Below are 18241 nucleotides of genomic sequence, written 5' to 3' on the forward strand. Positions count from 1 at the left end.
TTAATGCGCGCTCGTTCTCTTTTGATCCCGTTCGCATTGGTGCCCGCGCTTTCAATCGCGCTTTTTTCCACGACATTGGCCAATGGAGCAGGCACTCACAACGGTGCAGGCACTCTGGCCGAGGTTCCTGCAGGCGCAACATCATGCGCGTTCAATGCATGGACCAACAATGACAAGGCCTCGATTGAGGTGCGCGCAGCGCCGTCTGCCGACGCTCAAATTGTGGGGCAGATACCGACAGATTCCGCTGCCGGACAAGCTGAATATGCCTACAGCATCAGCTTTGATGTGCTTGAAGCGAAAGACGGTTGGCTGAAAATAACCAACGCCAGCGACGCCTATAATGAAGAAAGTGACGATTATGTTCCGCGCGAGGTCTACAAGGGCGAAGGCTGGATAAAATCAGACGAAGCCAGAGTTGGCATTCAGTCGGCGCGCGGCTTTCTCAAACCAGATTCTGAAAGCGAGCGGCTGCTTGATATTGGCAGCGACTGGCTGACAGAAATGGGCAGGGTTAACAACATCCTCGCCTGCCACGAGAATTGGGTGCTGTTGGATTACACGGTGCTGCGCAAGCGCATGGCGGGGGAAGAACTTGCCGATCTTGCCAACGATGAACAGTTGACCGGGCGCGCCTGGTTTCGGGGTATATGTTCGAACGCAGAAACAACCTGCGATATGAAGTCAGTTGATCAATAACTTTCAGGTATTTGACATGAATTTGAAACTAACCGCTCTGCGTCTTTCCGTTCTGGCTGCTCTGTGTGCTTTGTCCGCACCGGCATGGGCAATTGATTGCAGCAAGGCACAAACGCCAAGCGAAAAGCTGATCTGCTCAAGCAAATCGCTCCAGAAAGCCGATAGCAGGCTGAATAAAACCTATGCTGCAACGCTGAAGGCTGCACCCGACGAGGAAATCCGCACTATGCTGGTGGCCAGCCAGAAACGCTGGATTGCAGCCCGCGACAAGGCACTCGAAGGCATTATTGAAGAACCCGACAGCGCACCGGATAATAAAAGTGCAACTCAGGTCGCCAACGATATGATTGCCGAACGCACAGCGCAGCTTGAGGAAAAGGGCAGAACGAGCCTCATTGAAGTGGCACGCAAACAGCAGGCTTTTCTCAAGCAGTTCAGTGGTGGTGACTACGCGGGCTATGAGACATCTTGCGAAATGCTGCCGCCTGATCAGACCTACAATTGCTTTCCAACGCGTCATTATCAGAATGATGATCGTGTGTGCAGCGTCGAGGAATATTGGGCGACCAATACCGGTTACACCAAACGCTTTATTGCCGATATCGTCGATGGAAAGCCAAAGCTGATTGCCAGCTGTTCATTCAATGGTGACGATAACACCTGCCCCACGTCGAGCGGGGAAGGGCGGAGCTGGAATGTGAAGCCAAAAGCGCAGTCGGCACTCTACAGTTCAAAACCAGATATGAAGCTTGACGGCGAAGTCAACGATAGCGACGACTATGACTGGCTCAAGACCTGCCTGACGGACAAGAGCTTTCCTGTTGCTGATCCGACCAGTTCCGGCGTTGCGGAATAATCTGTTCAGGAAAGAGCAGCTTGCAATTCGGTCTGGCGGGAAGCTTTTTGGCTTTCCGCAGACTGCATTCCAAGACGATATTTGCGATAGGCGACAAAGCCCGACAGATAGTGCTCGACATCGTCAATACGCACGCGAAAAGCGTGGTGACGAATGAAGAAGCTGCCATTGATCCGTGCCGGATTGGCATAAAACATCGCAAGTTCGGGCCAGAAATGGCCATTGAGTAAGTGGTGCGCACGTCTTTCCAGCGCGAAATAAAACTTCTTGAGATCGACCTCGGCCAGAAGCGGCGCGAGCTTCGGATCGGCCTCAATCCGTTTGACCATCTGCTGCGCTGCCATCATCAGTTCGAGAAGCGTCGGGAATGTGGTGATGCGGTTGCTGACAAAGTTCAGATAATCCGCAAAATTACGGATGCCGAATTCGTAATATTTCTGTTGCGGTCGATAACGGGTCAGTTCATTGACGGCATAGGAAAGCCAGTGATCATGTGCCTTCCAGTGATCGGCTTCGATGAAATGCTGAAAAGCTTTTTCCACCGCGTCCAGCCATCGGGCGTCGTGGGTTAGCGAATAAAGTCGCATCAGCCCGAATGCTGCTTCGCCATCGTAATAGATGATGCGGAAAGGTTCTTTGACGCTCAGCGATGGATAATTGAGGACGTGGTTGAATTTTCCCGTCTCCCGATCCTGCATATGCAGAATGCCGAGCGCGAGTTTTTCCAGCAATGCCAGATAGCGGTCGGTTCCCACCAACTCGCTGTATTTGACCAGAGCCAGCAGGCAAACGGCATTGCCGCCAAGTTTGATTTCGCCATTGTCTTCCGTGAGAAAAGCCAGCTCCTTATCATCGTTATCGACTGTCTTGATAAGCTTGGTGGTGAGATGCATAAGCCCGCGCTCAATCGCATCTTTCAGCGCGTCGTCTCGGGTGACTTCCCAGGATTCAAGCATTGCATAAAGCGTGCTCGTGTGGCGGAGCGTGTTGTAGGTCTTGATCTGATTGTCGAAGCACGGATGCCAGCCATAGATAAAGCGTCCGTCCTCACCCACCTGGCTTGTGAGAAACCGACTGCCGCGTTCAATCAGCCCGTCGACATCGGCGATATCCATCATTTCGACTGTTCTGCGTCCGGCGTTTGGCCCCGAACCGGGGATCAGTTGGACGGTATCGTCGTCATCAGTCGTGAACAGCGCTTTTGTGGAGAAAACATAAAACTGCTCTACTTCTGACACCGGAATTTTCTCAAATCCCCGCGAGCGCTTTGCATAGCGGTTGAAGTTTGCTTCATTGAGAATTGCGGTCGGGATCGATGGACCGCCGTAAAGCATAGCGTTGCCATTCAGTTCAGTTTCGAGAAAAGCTGTCTGAAATCGCGCATCGAGTGCGATGCCATAGCGGAAATAATTCCGTTTGACTTGACGAAGCCGCTTGATCAGTTCCTGGCCATCGATCTCTTCAACGCTTTCCACCCAATCGACCCGCAGCCATTTTATATCGATTTTCGACTTGGCGATGGCCTGTTGCAATTTCTCCAGGCCTGCATTCCAGCAGTCTTTGAAGCTTCCGGCGGTGGCGGTCAGTGTTTGGGCGCGGGATTTCGTGTCGGTGAAAGAAAAGAAAAGAATAAAGGGAGGCGTTTGCCCATTGAGTGGCTGGATATCTCGTTCAAGTGCCTGATGAACACGCGAAATCATGTTTTGCAGCTTGTCTGATACCATGCCAGCATCTCCCAATGTGTTTTCAAATCTTTCGGCATGCGTTTCCGAGATTGCAGATATAATTGGGCAAACGGCAATTACGATTGTTCTGCCGATCCCGTGTTCTAAGCGAGATCAGTTTCAGCAAAGTCATTGCCTTTATAGATAAGCGGTAAGCGGTGAACTTTGGCCGCAGCATAAGAAAAACAGTCCCCAAAATTCAACGCCGCCGGATGACCGCCAACCTTGCCATACTCGGCCAAGGCATCCAGTGCGCGGTTTCCAATGGCTGCATCGATCGCGATTTCTTTAGCTTCGAGCGCCTGTATGAAATCGTCAACGACTTCTCGCGCCGCAGTAATGACTTTGGTGCGATCAATTTTACCATTAGCCGCTGTGATGTGCATCCGTGAGATGGCCATCACAGCTTCAAACCGTACAAGCGAGGTTATGTAAAAGCGCGCCTTGGTATCGTTCAGGCGCTTCTCGATCTCTTCAAAGCCGGGTTCCTCATTAATAATGGCCACGATAGCCGATGCATCAACGAAGCTCATTCACCGTTCTCCCAAAGGTTGTCCATAAGCTTCTTTTGATCCACACCGGCTATAGGACGACCAAGGAGGTCGCTACGTTTATCTCTGATAGCAGCGAACTTGTCGCGCAATGGAGTGTTGCGGCTTATGCGTTCAACCTCATGCTGCAGGGCGATGCGAACGGCATCAACTTTCGTTTTAACGCCTCCCTGTTTCATGATTTGATCAAGTAGATTCTCTACGTTAGAATCCTTGATATAAAGAGCCATGCGCATATCCTTTTTTATATATATGCCATATCTTATTTTATATATATCAGGTCATTTAGACAGAGTAAACCTGTCTCATCCATTCAGTTACGGTCGGATCTGTTGCAAACTTTTCAGTCAGTTAAAGGCGTGCTTATCCTTGGGTACACTTATGCTGCGAGGTCCGCAAAGATCTGAAATGGCGAACGGTTGTCGTTGTCGAATTGGTTCTTGCGGTTCATGTGGGCTACTTCGATGCCTGCGATGGTGGCCGAGGCGGAATGGAATGCCTTGAAGCCCATCATTGGTTTGGTAGTCCGTTTGATAAAGCGGTGGTCTTGCTCAAGGATATTATTGAGGTATTTGATCTGGCGGATTTCAATGATATCGCCTGTACCTGCGAATTTCAGGATGGTGTTAACAGCTTGAAGGCCAGCCAGATTGGCGCTGCTTTTGTCAATGACAACCTTCTCGGGAACGCCGTTAGTTGCAATGGCTTTCTTGAAGAAACGCCGCGCCGCGGCCAGATTCCGACGTTCAGACAGCATGAAATCAAGCGTTTGGCCATCGCGGTCGACAGCTCGATACAGATAGGTCCATTTACCCCGAACCTTGAGATAAGTTTCATCGACACGCCAGGAACTGGCCGTGAGGCGTTTGCGTAATTGAGCTTGCTCCGCGATCTGCGGTGCATAACGAGTGACCCAACGGTTCAAGGTTGCATGATCAACGGCTACTCCGCGTTCGGTCAGAATTTCCTGAAGGTCACGATAGGAAACCGGATATCATACGTAAAAGAACACCGCGTGCATAATGACGCTTTTGGGGAAATGTGCGCCTTTGAAATCGACCGCCATCCGCTTCCGCTTCACTCAAGTCCTACATAGTTTCATGTGATAACTCATCAGATGTAAAAAAATTTGCGACACAACCACCTTGTTCGCGACGCGCTTTGGTGAGATTACGCTCGACAGATTGCGCCGCGTCATCCGGTGCCCGCCAGCGTGCATACCCAAAGATGACGCCAGCGGCCGCGCCGCGCCAAGCGGCCAGCAACTCTTAACTCGCGAGTTGACGCGGCGTACGCTACGCCCCTAAGTCCGAGGCGGCTGACCCGCCGGCCATCGAACCGGCCATTTCTGCGGGATATCTTCCGCTGTCACTTTAATTACGCCTATGATATCATTAGCGAATTGAACGATAAGAATGCGGCCATTAAAGCGGCCAGAAAGCCAGCCTTACTGTGCCAATCCGAGACGATGGCGAAACAACAGGACTATTCGAGCCGCTGCTGGTTTCAGAAAGCTCGAAACACCGCGGGAAGCTGGCCGATCTCGTGCGGTCGATGAACTGCTATTACAGCAATCTGATCGAGGGGCATAATACCCATCCGGTCGATATCGAGCGCGCGCTGATGGCGGCATTATCGCGTCCCCGACTAATCCAGATGTTATTCGGGAGATACACCGGCGCTTTTGCCCAAAGAGTTGTTGTTTGTGAATGACCCGACCACCGGAGAGGATGTCGAGGTCATTCTCGGCGCGCTACGCGAGCGCGATGTGCAGGTCGGACGGCACATTGCTATCAGCGCCCGGCGCGGTGCCGCGTTTTCTGGCGCGCATGGATGCCGCCTCGCGCTCGGCCATCATTTCATTCAGATTGCGCAGGCTCAGATTGTAAGCCAAATACCATCGAACACACAAAAGGATGACGGACTTATCAAAATGGCGGCCTTTGAACATCAAACAACACAGCGTTTTGAAACCTAGAAACTTATATCGTGTTCATTGACGAAAAGTTTGCAACACAGCCAGCAACAATGGGTCCTCGCCTCAGCGCCACCACTTTCTCTCAAGCAACAGTTTACAGCGCTCGCAGCATAACTACGTCCAAAGTTAAGCCGTGTTCTGTGCCAAACTAATTTTTGCAGCGGAACCCTTGCGCCATGGCATGGAAGTTTGCCACAACCGACGCTATGTTCGGCGGTAATTGCAATCGTGGAGAATTCCATTGAAGATATTCATTTTCGGCAGTGTGAACGTGGATGTAAGCGCCAGAATGGCAGCACTGCCGCGTCCCGGCCAGACACTCAATGCGTCGGGCTATGGCATTGGCCTTGGCGGTAAGGGGGCCAATCAGGCGGTAGCTGTGGCAAAGCTTGGCGGGGACATTCGCTTTGTCGGTGCAGTCGGCAAAGATGCTTTTGGCGAACTGGCTGTCAAAGAGATGCAGCAGTTCGGTCTGAATACCGACGGGGTTCGAATGATTGATGGTGTCGATACCGGCATTGCGATCATTCAGGTCGAAGAAGCAGGGCAGAACACGATTGTTGTTTGCGCTGGTGCCAATGCCAATTGGGCGGCTTCCGATATTAATCCCTATGCGTCTGATATCGCCAAGGCAAAGATCACGCTGTTGCAGCGCGAAGTCCCGCATGAAGCCAATCTGGCTGTTGCAAAGGCTGTGAAAACTGCTGGTGGCACCGTGCTGCTCGACCCCGCACCTGTGGGTGATGCAAGCCGCATGGCTGACTTGATTTCCTTGAGCGAGATCATTTCGCCTAATGAAACCGAAGCCGCTGAAATTACCGGCATTGAACCCACCGATATTGCCTCTGCGGAAGCTGCTGCGCGCAAGCTTCTCGAACGTGGCCCGAAGATTGTCATCGTCAAGCTGGGCGGGCGCGGCTCATTGCTTGTGACCGCTGATGAGGTCAAGCATTTCGAACCGTTCAAGGTGAAGGTTGTCGATACGGTTGCGGCTGGTGACAGTTTCAATGGCGGCTTTGCCGTTGCATATTCGCAAGGGCAGTCGCTGCATGATTGCGTGCGTTTTGCGTCTGCCGCAGGTGCGATTGCTGTGACCCGCGCTGGTGCCGGTTCGGCTGCACCGACAGCAAAAGAAGTCGCGGAACTTCTGCAAAAACAGCAGTAAAATCGCACAAAAAGCCCTTTAAATAAAGGCTAAGTAGCCGCAATTTTATGGTAATTGCGGCTACTTTGTGGCGACTATGTGTTTAGAGCGTTGCGAGACGCTCGGTCAGCAGTGCAAAGAAGCCATCCGCATCGACGTCCTTGATGAAGAGCGCGTTCTTCGGACGATCAGTCACTTCCCACCAGTCGACGACTGTTTCACCAATCGTCAGTTCCGAGTTGATCTCAATTTCCACGTTACAATGACGGCCTGAGTAAAGTTCTGGCTTCAGCAGATAGGCGATGACGTTCGGATCATGCAGAGGGCCGCCGTCGGTGCCGTATTTCGCTTCATCGTAACGCTCGAAGAATTCGAGCCATGCCGCGACCACCTCACCAACATGCGTGCCGATGCCGCGAATGGCTGCGATGCGCTTTTCGGTGGTCAGTACCTTATGGGTGACATCGAGCGGCATCATGGTGATCTGGATGCCAGATTTGAAGACAACCGCAGCAGCATGTGGATCAACATAGATGTTGAATTCTGCCGATGGCGTGATGTTGCCACCTTCAAAATAGCCGCCGCCCATCAGAACGATTTCCTTGACGCGTTGAGCGATCTTCGGCTCGCGGATCAGCGCAGATGCGATATTTGTAAGAGGGCCAAGCGGGCAGAGCGTAACGGTGCCAGCTTCTTCCTTCATCAGCGTTTCAATAATGAAATCAACGCCATGTTGCGCCTGAAGTGGCATAGTTGGCTGTGGCAGATCATAGCCATCTAGACCGGTTTTGCCATGGACGTTTTCAGCCGTTACCAGCGGACGCACCAGTGGACGGATCGAACCGGCGAAGACTTTTGTATCTGGCTTTTTTGCCACTTCGCAAATGGTGCGGGTGTTGATCTCTGTACGCGCCAGCGGGCCATTGCCAGCAACTGCCGTGATGCCAAGAATATCGAGTTCCGGGCTTGCGAGTGCCAGAAGAATGGCGACTGCATCGTCCTGACCTGGATCGGTGTCGATAATGATTTTACGGGCCATGAAGGGTTCCTGCGTTAAAGCTTTTCCTGCAAAAGTGGGAAGCGGTTTTGCGTTCGGAAAAGCGTGAAAAAGATTTAAACTGCGTTGCGCGCTGCATCAACGGTCTGGTCGACGAGCGCTTTGAAGGAGATTTTCGCCGGACGGCGCATATAGGTGACAATGTCGTCGGCTAGAAGCGGTTTTGACCAGCGTTCCGCGATGATGCCGGGGCCGTGCTGGATGGCGATCATGCTTAGAATCTGTGCTGCATTGCAGTCGACATCGTGGCCGATGCCGCAGACGATTTCGAGCATGCGGTCGAAATCACCTTCGCCAAACCAAAGTGCCACCACTTGTGCTGCGGCGTTTGGTGTGACGTGAATCCAGTTATACTCGGCATATTCCGCATCGCATTTTGCCCATGCATCCTGCCATTTATCGGCAGAGCGGCAGGCATTCAGCGCAAACGCCAGCACCGCACCATATTCGGTCTCGGTCGAAAAAAGCGCTGCCGTGGAGACGAGTAATTCGCGTGTGTCGCTCATTGCAAAGGCGCGTGCGGCCATGACGGCATTGAAAACTTCGCCCAAAATTCCGTTTCCGGCATGGGAGATTTCCGCATCCATCCATGCGAGACGGGCAGCTTCGCGCGCGCGTCCCGGCACAACCATCCCGCAGATTGTGCCGCGCATCTGTGCGCCAATCCATTCGTCGAACGGATTGTCAGATGTGCCGGTTTCAGGCGCTGTAAGCCCCCGACGCATGTTGGAAAGTGCGATTGCCTCCGCAGACCAGCCAAGCGGGATGAGCGACGTCCAGCGTTCGGCAATGTCGGCGCTGGTAACGGCAGAGCCCTTGTCGCCAAAGGCTTCAAGAAAGGCGATCTCGAAGGTGATATCGTCATTATAGGTGTTGGGTTCGCGTACATAATCGCGGATCGGGCCGAAGACTTCTGCGATGTTTTCGGCTGTATAGCCTTCAAGGGCCGTGCCAGCGGCTGCCCCCACCAGCTGTGCCATCCACGCGCCCGAGGTGCGCGCGCGGAAATCATCGGAGCTAAGATCATAAGCCACGTCTTCCGGCCATTTGACCGTTGCGTCAAAGGCTTCCCATGATGCAAAACGCGTAGTCTTTTGCGATGGGTGGTTCGGGTCCGGCTTTGCCGCCCGCATCAGCACGCGCAAACGCATATCGATGCGATAAAGCGTTTCAAAGTCGCCGCGCTCCAGCGCTGCAAGCCCATCGCGCAGAAGCTCCGCATATGGTGCCAGCACATAGCCCTTGTTCTCCAGCGATTGCAGCGCGCCAGCCATCAGACATTCAGGCGCTGCCGATCCCGGCACATTGCTTTTCCAGAACATTGCCATGAGGTCGTCCTGCGCCTTCATGACTGCACTTGCATCCCATGTCTGTTCTTCTGCTGTGCGCACAACAGGTTTGGTGTCGCGCAACAGATCGCGTGTAAGCTCCCAGGCTTTCATGTTTTTCTCATTCTTATGCATGTCAGGATTTTTTCAATTGTCTTGCACGCCGCTGTCTTCTGGCGGCATGCACTGTCAGCACCACGACTGGCACGAGATAGGGGATCATCTGCATCAGCTCGAACGGAAGTCCGAGGCTTTGCAGCGTAATGGCAAGAGATTCTGCTGCGGCCAGTACAAGGCTTGCGGCCAGTGTTCCCCACGCAGTTCCCTGTCCCATAACCTCCGCTGCAATGGCAATGAAGCCGCGTCCGGCAGTCATGTTCTGGCCGAACCATGTGACATAGCCGAGCGAAAGATAAGCACCCGCTGCACCACCAAAAATGCCCGAAAGCACCAGCGCCTGCATTTGTACGCGCTTGACGTGAATGCCTGCCGCGCGAGCGGATTTTGGATCAACACCCGTTGCACGCACATGAAGGCCAAAGCGTGTACGCATCATCATGAGGCTAACAGCAGGCACAGCGAGCAATGCTGCAAAGCTTAGTATGTGGATATTGCCGATATAAGGTATGGCAAAGCTTGGGAGTGCGCCGCTTTTCAACGCGCCTGACATGCCTTTGTCGCCGGTAGCAAGAAAAAGCCCCAGCGTCGTGCCTGCAGCCGCTGCAATGTTGAGCGCGATACCGGTCATGATGAGATCAGTACCGAGCCGATTGACGGACAATGACATCAGCCAGCCAAGGAAGGCCCCCACAATAAGAGCTGCGAGCAGGCCGATGGCAGGACTTCCCGTTGCGGCACTTGCGAGAACGGCAATCAATGCTGCAATCAGCATCATGCCTTCCATGCCGATATTGAGCACGCCTGCGCGGTCAGAGATCATCACGCCCAATGCCGCCAACAAAAGAGGCGTGGCGACCCGCAGGATTGTTGCGATGAAGGAAGGATCGAGAATTTGTGCAAGAACGGCGCTCATGACTGTTCTCCTTCCCGGTTGCGCAAGTTTCGGATCAGACGTAGCACAGTTGGATGATTGTGAATGACGCTGGCCGTTGCACCCACCATGATGGCGGCGGTCACAAGTCCCACGACTTCGGTCGGAATATTCATGTTCCGTGCCAAAAGATCGCCACCCACTTGAACAAAGCCTAAGAACAATGCTGCCGGAATAACCAGAAACGGGTTTTCTCGTGCGAGAATTGCAACGACCAGACCAGTCCAGCCATAACCGGGCAGATCGAGCCATGCGAAACGATTGTGCAGGCCCAGAACTTCCAACGCACCAGCCATGCCCGCCACCAGACCGCCAATGATCTGCGCACGCATGACAATGCCTTTGAGCGGCAAGCCAAGATGGTTGGCGAGGCCGGGGCTGGACCCTGCAATACGGATATTGAGGCCCGAGCGCGTCCAGTAGAGCCAGATGCCGCCCGCAATACAGGCGATGATCGCGATAATCGAGCCGCTGTTAAGGCGCGTGCCTGCCAGAAGTCGTTCGAGCTTGGCGTCAGGCGGAATGCGCATGGACATCATACCGCCCGCTGCCGGATCGCGGATCACGTAATTGAGCACGAACAGCCCCAAAAACAGGAAGGCATAGTTCAGAACCAGTGATGTCACCATTTCGGATGCGCCAAAGCGCAGGCGCAATGCCGCTGGAATGGTGCAGGCAAAGCTACCCGCAACCGCACCGCATAAAATGGCGACAGGCAGCGAGAACCAGCCAAGCGACGGCAGCAGAACCGCACCCGCAACCGCACCCAGACCACCAAGATAAAAGCCGCTTTCAGCGCCGAGGTTAAACAGGCCGGACCGGAACAAAATGGTGATGGCAAGACCTGTGAGCATGATCGGCGTTGCGGCTTCAACCACATTGCCCATATGGCGAATGCTGCCAAAGGGGCCGAGGAAGAAGGTTCTGAGAACGCCTGCCGGATTATCCTGCATCAATGCCAGAGGCACCAGCAGGACCGCCATGATGACGCCGATTACCAGCACGGTCAGAAAGAAGGGAATAAGATAGGATATAAATCTACGCATCAGGCAACATTCCTCGTGCCAAGCATATACGGGCCGAGAACCGCTGGAGTGATGTCTGGTCCATTCTTGAGAACGGCAACAATGCGACCATTGAAAAGCACGACGATACGGTCGCTGAGCCGCAGCAATTCATCAAGATCAGCACTGACCAGAAGCACAGCACAGCCACCCTGCGCAACCTCATCAATACGACGATGCAGGAAGGCTGCTGCTGAAACGTCGATGCCGCGTGTGGGCTGGTCGGCGATCAGGAATTTTGGATTGGTGGCGAGTTCACGTGCGGCGATGAGCTTCTGAGCATTGCCGCCCGATAAAGAATCGAGCCGTTCGGTGATTGCACCTGCGCGCACCGAATATTGTTTGATCATGCCGCTGACGCGCGCCTTGATCGCATTCCAGCGCAGGAAAGGACCCCAATAGATTGGAGCACCGGCGGTCTTGTTGTTACGACCGGTTCCGGCAATAGCATTTTCCGCAAGCGAAAGACCGGGTGCGCCGCCCTGCGAAAAGCGATCGGCTGGCAGATAAGCCAAGCCTTTTTTGCGCCAGCTTGCGGTTTTGGCAGCAAGCATGTCTGCGCCGTTCAGACGAATGGACCCGCTGCTCGCTTCCATAAGACCGGAGAGGACCGAAACAAGTCCGCGTTGTCCGCTGCCATCGACACCGGCAACGCCAACGATTTCGCCCGCACCAATTGTCAGGCTTACATCGCGGATACGGTCGGCGGGGTCGAGCGCCAGTGTGGTAACGCCCTGCATTTCGAGAACCGTTTCCGTCGGACCCTGCTTATGGGCACGCTTAGGAATATCGACGGCGTGCCCCATCACCATTTCCATGATGGCATCATCAGGCACGTCGGCGAGCTTTTCGGTGCCAGTGACCATGCCCCCGCGCAACACGGTGACGCTTTCAGCAAGTTCGCGCACTTCGTTGAGCTTGTGCGAAATGAAAACAATGGTGATGCCTTCGTCGCGCAGCGCTTTCAGCCTGCGCATCAGCTCTTCGATTTCCGGTGGCGAGAGAACAGCGGTCGGCTCGTCAAGGATCAGCAGGCGCGTGCGCCGCGACAGCGCCTTGAGAATCTCAATCTTCTGTTGTGCAGCAACGGACAATGTACCGGTGATCGCGTCCGGGTCGGCATGCAAATCATAATGCTGCATCAGCTCTTCGACCATTTTACGTGCGCTTACACGGTCAATAAAGCCGCTCTTCACCGGCTCATGGCCGAGGATAATATTCTCCGTGACCGTCAGCGTCGGCACAAGCGAGAAATGCTGGTGCACCATGCCGATACCCTTGGCCGCGGCGTCTTCCGGCGACCAGGAGGCAATCTGCTGGCCGTCGATGACGATTTCGCCTGCAGTGGCATTCTCGATGCCGAAGAGGATTTTCATGAGTGTGGATTTGCCAGCGCCGTTTTCGCCGCAAATGGCGTGGATAGACCCGGCGCGGATCGAGAACGACACATCACGTAAAGCCTGCGTGCCGTTCGGATAGACCTTGCTCACATCGCGGAAGGCAACGATTGGGCGGAAGGCGACGATTGCATCGCCGCCTTCATTGTTTTCAGCTTGTTTTTCCACGATCAGGGACGAACCTTGTTGCGGATCGCGTTGAGATCCTCGGTGCTCATGCCAAACGCGGTTGGAACCGTGATCTTGCCTTCGGAAATCTCGTCGGAAGCCTTCTTGATGGCATCCTTCATGTCCTGTGAGGCCATGGACGCCATATTGCCGTCCTGTACGATGCCCACAGCGCCTTCCTTCAGGCCGAGCGCTTCCGCTTTGCCGAATGGCAGATTGCCCTCCTTGAAGCGGTCATAGGCCTGCAAAAGACTGACATCGACGTTCTTCAGAACGGAGCTGACAACCTGCTTGGCCATCGCCGGATCGCTGTCCTTGAAGATGCCTTCCTGATCGGAATCAACGCCCAGAACATATTTGCCGGTTTCTTTCGCTGCTGAAAGCTGGCCAAGGCCGGTCTGGGAGGCAACGACGAAGCCGAGCGCCACATCGGAGCGATATTGTGCGAGGCCGAGTTCCTTGCCCTTTGCCGCATCCATGAAGGAGCCTGCATAGGAAATGGCGATTTTCACGTCTGGCGACATTGCCTGAGCACCGGCAACATAGCCGACGAGGAAGTCGTTGATGACCGGAATGTCCATGCCGCCGAGGAAGCCGAGATTCTTGCCGACATCACCAAGCTTGCCTTGCTTGAGAAGCTCTGCCGCAAGCATACCGCCCAGGTAAGAACCTTCGTTCTGCTTGTACTGGATCGAATAGACGTTGTCGTAGCCGCCTTCTTCATAAGGCACGCTTGCATCATAAAGGACATATTTCTTGTCCGGATACTGCTGCGCGACTGAGCCTACGGTTTCCGACATCTGATAGGTGCCGCCGATGATCAGGTCCCAGTCCTGTTCGGACGCATCAAGGAAAACCGGCTCCCATTTGGTCGGATCGTCACCGATTTCCAAAATCTTGGTTTCGACGTCGTCGCCGTATTTGTCCTTGATCATCTTCATGCCATTGGCAGCGGAATCGAAGAAGGATTTATCGCCGAGCGCGCCGTTGATGATGAGCAGGATCTTGTCCTGCGCTTGCGCTGCCGTGGTGGCAACAGTGCCCATCGCTGTGGAAGCGGCGAGCGCAAAAGCAAGATGAAACATTCCCCGTCTGGTGGACTTGAACACAACAGAACTCCATTTTTATAACAATATAGAGATGGAATTTCTGCTTTGGGCTTATCGCCTCTTTCTACAGATCCCCCACACTTGCTCGATCAAACGACGGCGCATGGTGCAAGTCAATCTCCAATTTAGGGGGCTGCTGTGGACAAGGTAAGGCTATTGCGTCGAAACCTGTTAAAGCTTTCGATTATTTCACGAGCGCCTGGCTTGGGTGGCGCAGAGTGGGATCAAAAGGATTGAGTTTCTCGGTAATAATGGCTGCTTCCTTACGTAAAAGCTCGGTGATCGTGTGCTGACGTTTTTCTGTTAATCGTGAAGCCAAAGTGCCGATACTGAGTGCCGCTACTGCTTCGCCATTGCGATTGAGCACAGGAACGCCAAGGCCTGCCATGCCGTCGATCATGTTGAAGTTGAAGGTGGATGCACCGGTTTCGCGCACTTCCGCAATCATGATGCGAAGATCAACTTCGTCAATGGTGGCCTTGTCCAGAATGCGGGGCATGTTGAAGCGAATGATGGCTTCGCGCTCTTCTTCCGGCAGAAAGGACAGAATGGCGAGACTGCCCTGACCGATGCCGAGCGGCACTTTGCCGCCGATATCGCCGGTATAGGAGCGGATCGGAAACGGGCCTTCCACGCGATCAAGACAGACGGCATCGAAATTGCTGCGCACCAGCAAAAAGACGGTATCATTGAACGTCGTTGAAAGCCGCAGGAGCGACGGGCGCGCAAGGCTTAGAATGCCATCGCGCTGACGGGCCTGGGCTGCCATGGCGAAAAAGTCCAACGACAGGCGATAGGCTTTCTTGTCGGGAAGCTGCTCGACAAGGTCCTCGGCAATCAGCGTCTTCAACAATCGATGTGCCGATGGCTGGCTCAATTCGAGATCGCGCGCCAGATCGATGAGCCGAACGCCGTCTTCCGTGCTGGCCGCCAGACCTTTTAAAATATGAATTGCCTTCACCAGACTTGAGTTAAGCGAGGCACCAGATTTCGTATTCTCTGATATATCATCCATAAAGTTGCATCCAAATTCTGTATTTTGAAAGAAATATATAATTTATTCCGAAATTGAAAATTATAATTTGTAATCGTTCAAAATTTTCTGCCATTTGAAATCGTCGCCAATGGGAAGGTCAGGCAAGGCATTGAATGGATGCCGAGCGGATCGGCGGTGTTTGCTTCAGACTTGGGGAACGCTGCGGCTGCACAAGCGGTCGAACGGTCATGCGTTCAAACAATCAGGTCCGATAAGCGCTCAAATGCGCGATCAAGCCGCTCCCCTCAGCCAGTCCTATGAAGAGGCGACGTGAACCAATATCGCGGCGCTTCCGTTCCCCCACTTTGACTGGCGGAAGTCTTGCCGAGAGGGAGACGCAATGAGCTTTTTGACCCTTTCCAATATTTCCCGTTACTACGGCAAGTTCGCAGCCGTTGATAACTTCAATCTGGAGATTGAAAAGGGAGAGTTCATTTCACTTCTCGGTCCCTCGGGTTGCGGCAAAACCACGACATTGCAGATGATCGCCGGTCTTGTGCCACCATCATCAGGTGCGATTACGCTCGATGGACGCGATATCACCCGGCTGGCTCCTGCCAAGCGAGAGTTGGGTGTGGTGTTCCAGAGCTATGCGCTGTTTCCGCATATGACGGTTGCGCAGAATGTCAGCTTCGGTCTGGAAATGCGCAAAGTGCCAAAGGCGGAACGCGAAAAGCGTGTACGCGATGTGCTGGAACTGGTTCGCCTGAGCGCATTGGCCGAGCGCTATCCGCGCGAAATGTCGGGCGGTCAGCGTCAGCGCGTCGCCATCGCGCGCGCGCTGGTCATCAACCCGCCGGTGCTTTTGCTTGATGAACCTCTGTCCAATCTTGATGCGCAGCTGCGCGAAGAAATGCAGTTTGAACTGCGCCGCATCCAGCGCACCGTTGGCATTACCACCATCATGGTGACCCACGATCAGGCCGAAGCGCTGTCGATCAGCGACCGCATCGTGGTGATGGAAAAGGGTGTGATTACGCAGGTTGATGCGCCTTACAAGCTCTATGAGCACCCGCATAACCACTTTATTTCCAACTTTGTTGGCAAGTCGAACTTCCTGAAGGCGCAGGCCGATGGTGCGACTGTTTCGGTTGCCGAAACCGATATTCGCTTTCCGTCAGCTGACCAGAGCGTTTCGGGTGAAGTTTCGGTATTCATTCGCCCGGAAAAAGTCCATCTCGTTGATGCAGGCGAAGGCCAGATCAGCGGCGAGGTGACAACACGCTACTTCATGGGCAGCCAGTGGCTGCTCGGTGTATCGACCAAGGCTGGTCAGCTTTCCGTGGCTTTGCCAAATCTGGGCAATCCACCTCCTGCGGAAGGTACAACGGTTGGTCTTGCCTGGAACCATGAAGATTGCCGCATCCTGAATGCAGGAGCGAACTGATCATGAGCGCCGTTTCACAGACAACGTCCGGGGAAACAAAAGAGCGGCGGAATTATTTGCCGTTATTCCTGACCGGACCTTCCACCCTGTTGTTCTTCGCGCTGGTGCTTTTGCCCCTGGCGCTGACCGTCATGCTGTCGTTCAACTCGTACAGCTATGACAAGGGCATTCAGGACGTCTTCACCGTCGCCAATTACACGCAGGTGCTTCAGGACCCTTATTACCTCAACATCTTCTGGCGCACATTGCGGCTTGCGCTGATTACCACGGTGATTGCAGTCATTATCGGCGTGCCGGAAGCCTATATTCTTTCGAACATGCGCGCGCCTTGGCGCTCGATCTTCCTGTTGGTCATCATCGGGCCGCTTCTGGTTTCGGTTGTGGTGCGTACATTCGGCTGGAGTATGCTTTTAGGCCGCAATGGTCTCGTCAACAGCACGCTTGAACTGCTGGGCCTGCCCGCAGCGCAGATCCTTTATACCGAAACCGCAATCGTGATTGGTCTTGTGCATATCATGCTGCCATTCATGGTGATCCCGGTCTGGACCGTGCTGCAAAAGCTTGATCCGACGGTTGAAGCTGCAGCGCTGACACTGGGTGCCTCGCGTTTTACAGCACTTCGTCGCGTGGTGTTCCCACAGGCCGTTCTTGGCATTTTGTCTGGTAGCCTGATCGTCTTCGCGCTCTCGGCAAGCTCGTTCGCAATCCCCGGTCTGTTGGGTGGTCGCCGTCTCAAGATGGCGGCAACGGTTGTCTATGACGAGTTCCTGATTGAGCTCAACTGGCCGCTTGGTGCCGCCATCGCGATCATCGTTCTCCTCGCCAATCTCATCATCATGATTGCCTATAATCGCATGCTCGAAGGGCAAGCGAGAAAGAAGCTGGGGTAACCGCAATGACAAAGAACGGTCCTTTCGCACTCTTCTTTCACACGCTGGTCGTCATCTTCATGCTGGCGCCGATGGTTGTGGTCTGCCTTGTGGCGTTCACGCCGGAAAACACACTGTCCATGCCATGGAACGGCTTGTCGCTGCGCTGGTTCAAGGCGGTGTTTGCGCATAATGATTTCATGACTTCGTTCTCGAACTCGCTGAAGCTCGCCTTCTTCTCGGCGACGATTTCAACACTGCTTGCTGTTCCTTCCGGCCTTGCAATCGCTCAGTACAAGTTTCGGGGGCGTGATGCGCTCAATGCGTTGTTTCTCTCGCCGCTGATCATCCCGCATCTGGTGCTGGGCGTCGCGTTTTTGCGCCTGTTCTCGCTGATGGGCCTGACCGGCTCGTTCGCATGGCTGGTGGCAACCCACGTGATCGTCGTCACACCTTATGCGCTGCGTCTGATTCTGGCATCGCTGAGCGGTATGGATCGCAATGCGGAAAATGCAGCCCGCACTTTGGGTGCCGGTGAATGGACAGTGTTCCGCCGCGTTACGCTGCCACTTTTGCTGCCGGGGTTGTCGGGCGGCTGGTTGCTTGCCTTCATCAATTCATTCGATGAACTGACCATGTCGATCTTCGTCACCTCGCCATCAACCGTCACGTTGCCGGTGCGCATGTATATGTATGCAAGCGAATCCATCGATCCGATGATGGCTGCGGTGTCGGCGCTGATGATCCTGGTTGCGACTGTGACCATGGTGATTATCGACCGCCTGTTTGGTCTCGACCGCGTCCTCGTGGGCAAGGGCTGATA

The 18241-nt window shown here is 54.1% G+C and carries 16 protein-coding genes and 2 pseudogenes; 6 read left to right on the top strand and 12 right to left on the bottom strand.

The features are described 5' to 3' along the window. Positions 1-3: 3 nt before the first annotated feature. Entirely contained in the window at positions 4-699 is a 696-nt protein-coding gene (locus CES85_RS06850; protein ID WP_095445195.1) for a hypothetical protein, read from the top strand. A gap of 16 nt (positions 700-715) precedes the next feature. Next, positions 716-1555, top strand: coding sequence for a lysozyme inhibitor LprI family protein (locus CES85_RS06855; protein WP_095445737.1), 840 nt, complete (start codon positions 716-718; stop codon positions 1553-1555). A 5-nt stretch (positions 1556-1560) separates the two neighbouring features. Here CES85_RS06855 and CES85_RS06860 read toward each other — a convergent pair whose 3' ends face one another. The 5 genes and pseudogenes from CES85_RS06860 to CES85_RS06880 form a co-directional block, all read right to left on the bottom strand. Continuing rightward, positions 1561-3279, bottom strand: a complete 1719-nt coding sequence (locus tag CES85_RS06860) for a glycoside hydrolase family protein (RefSeq protein ID WP_095445196.1) — start codon at positions 3277-3279, stop codon at positions 1561-1563. 104 nt (positions 3280-3383) lie between these two features. Further along, positions 3384-3812 carry a type II toxin-antitoxin system VapC family toxin gene (locus tag CES85_RS06865; RefSeq protein ID WP_095445197.1) on the bottom strand — a complete coding sequence of 143 codons (429 nt, stop codon included), beginning with the start codon at positions 3810-3812 and terminating at the stop codon, positions 3384-3386. Continuing rightward, positions 3809-4060, bottom strand: coding sequence for a type II toxin-antitoxin system VapB family antitoxin (locus tag CES85_RS06870; protein ID WP_095445198.1), 252 nt, complete (start codon positions 4058-4060; stop codon positions 3809-3811). Before CES85_RS06870 ends, CES85_RS06865 begins: the two co-directional genes overlap by 4 nt. A 149-nt stretch (positions 4061-4209) precedes the next feature. Beyond that, a pseudogene (locus CES85_RS06875) lies at positions 4210-4896 on the bottom strand (IS6 family transposase). A 777-nt stretch (positions 4897-5673) separates the two neighbouring features. Further along, a pseudogene (locus CES85_RS06880) lies at positions 5674-5781 on the bottom strand (IS6 family transposase); the annotation flags it as partial. A 316-nt stretch (positions 5782-6097) separates the two neighbouring features. On the opposite strand from CES85_RS06880, the gene rbsK reads away from it, so the two are divergent. Continuing rightward, the gene (gene rbsK, locus CES85_RS06885; protein WP_244923244.1) at positions 6098-6973 is read left to right on the top strand and encodes a ribokinase; all 876 of its coding nucleotides are present in this window, start codon (positions 6098-6100) and stop codon (positions 6971-6973) included. Positions 6974-7055: 82 nt separating this feature from the next. On the opposite strand, the gene CES85_RS06890 is transcribed toward rbsK, so the two are convergent. The 7 genes from CES85_RS06890 to CES85_RS06920 form a co-directional block, all read right to left on the bottom strand. Continuing rightward, positions 7056-7991 carry a nucleoside hydrolase gene (locus tag CES85_RS06890; RefSeq protein ID WP_095445200.1) on the bottom strand — a complete coding sequence of 312 codons (936 nt, stop codon included), beginning with the start codon at positions 7989-7991 and terminating at the stop codon, positions 7056-7058. A 74-nt stretch (positions 7992-8065) separates the two neighbouring features. Continuing rightward, positions 8066-9451, bottom strand: coding sequence for an ADP-ribosylglycohydrolase family protein (locus tag CES85_RS06895; RefSeq protein WP_244923171.1), 1386 nt, complete (start codon positions 9449-9451; stop codon positions 8066-8068). A gap of 22 nt (positions 9452-9473) precedes the next feature. Further along, positions 9474-10370, bottom strand: coding sequence for an ABC transporter permease (locus CES85_RS06900; protein WP_024896965.1), 897 nt, complete (start codon positions 10368-10370; stop codon positions 9474-9476). Then, positions 10367-11434 (bottom strand): ABC transporter permease, encoded by a 1068-nt coding sequence (locus CES85_RS06905; protein WP_095445202.1) that lies wholly within the window; start codon positions 11432-11434, stop codon positions 10367-10369. Before CES85_RS06905 ends, CES85_RS06900 begins: the two co-directional genes overlap by 4 nt. Continuing rightward, complete coding sequence (locus CES85_RS06910) at positions 11434-13017, bottom strand: ABC transporter ATP-binding protein (RefSeq protein WP_095445203.1); 1584 nt, start codon at positions 13015-13017, stop codon at positions 11434-11436. Before CES85_RS06910 ends, CES85_RS06905 begins: the two co-directional genes overlap by 1 nt. A 2-nt stretch (positions 13018-13019) precedes the next feature. Next, positions 13020-14126, bottom strand: coding sequence for a BMP family ABC transporter substrate-binding protein (locus CES85_RS06915; protein WP_095445204.1), 1107 nt, complete (start codon positions 14124-14126; stop codon positions 13020-13022). 184 nt (positions 14127-14310) lie between these two features. After that, positions 14311-15141, bottom strand: coding sequence for an IclR family transcriptional regulator (locus CES85_RS06920; RefSeq protein WP_095445205.1), 831 nt, complete (start codon positions 15139-15141; stop codon positions 14311-14313). A 361-nt stretch (positions 15142-15502) separates the two neighbouring features. Between CES85_RS06920 and CES85_RS06925 the strand changes: the two genes are divergently transcribed. The 3 genes from CES85_RS06925 to CES85_RS06935 are packed head-to-tail and all read left to right on the top strand — an operon-like array spanning position 15503 to position 18239. Continuing rightward, positions 15503-16549 carry an ABC transporter ATP-binding protein gene (locus tag CES85_RS06925; protein WP_024896960.1) on the top strand — a complete coding sequence of 349 codons (1047 nt, stop codon included), beginning with the start codon at positions 15503-15505 and terminating at the stop codon, positions 16547-16549. Positions 16550-16551: 2 nt separating this feature from the next. Beyond that, a complete protein-coding gene (locus CES85_RS06930) occupies positions 16552-17439 on the top strand; it encodes an ABC transporter permease (RefSeq protein ID WP_095445206.1) in 888 nt (295 codons plus the stop codon). A gap of 5 nt (positions 17440-17444) precedes the next feature. Further along, the gene (locus CES85_RS06935; protein ID WP_095445207.1) at positions 17445-18239 is read left to right on the top strand and encodes an ABC transporter permease; all 795 of its coding nucleotides are present in this window, start codon (positions 17445-17447) and stop codon (positions 18237-18239) included. Positions 18240-18241 lie beyond the last annotated feature (2 nt).

This window comes from Ochrobactrum quorumnocens (assembly GCF_002278035.1).
In the GTDB taxonomy this organism is placed as follows: Bacteria; Pseudomonadota; Alphaproteobacteria; order Rhizobiales; family Rhizobiaceae; genus Brucella; species Brucella quorumnocens.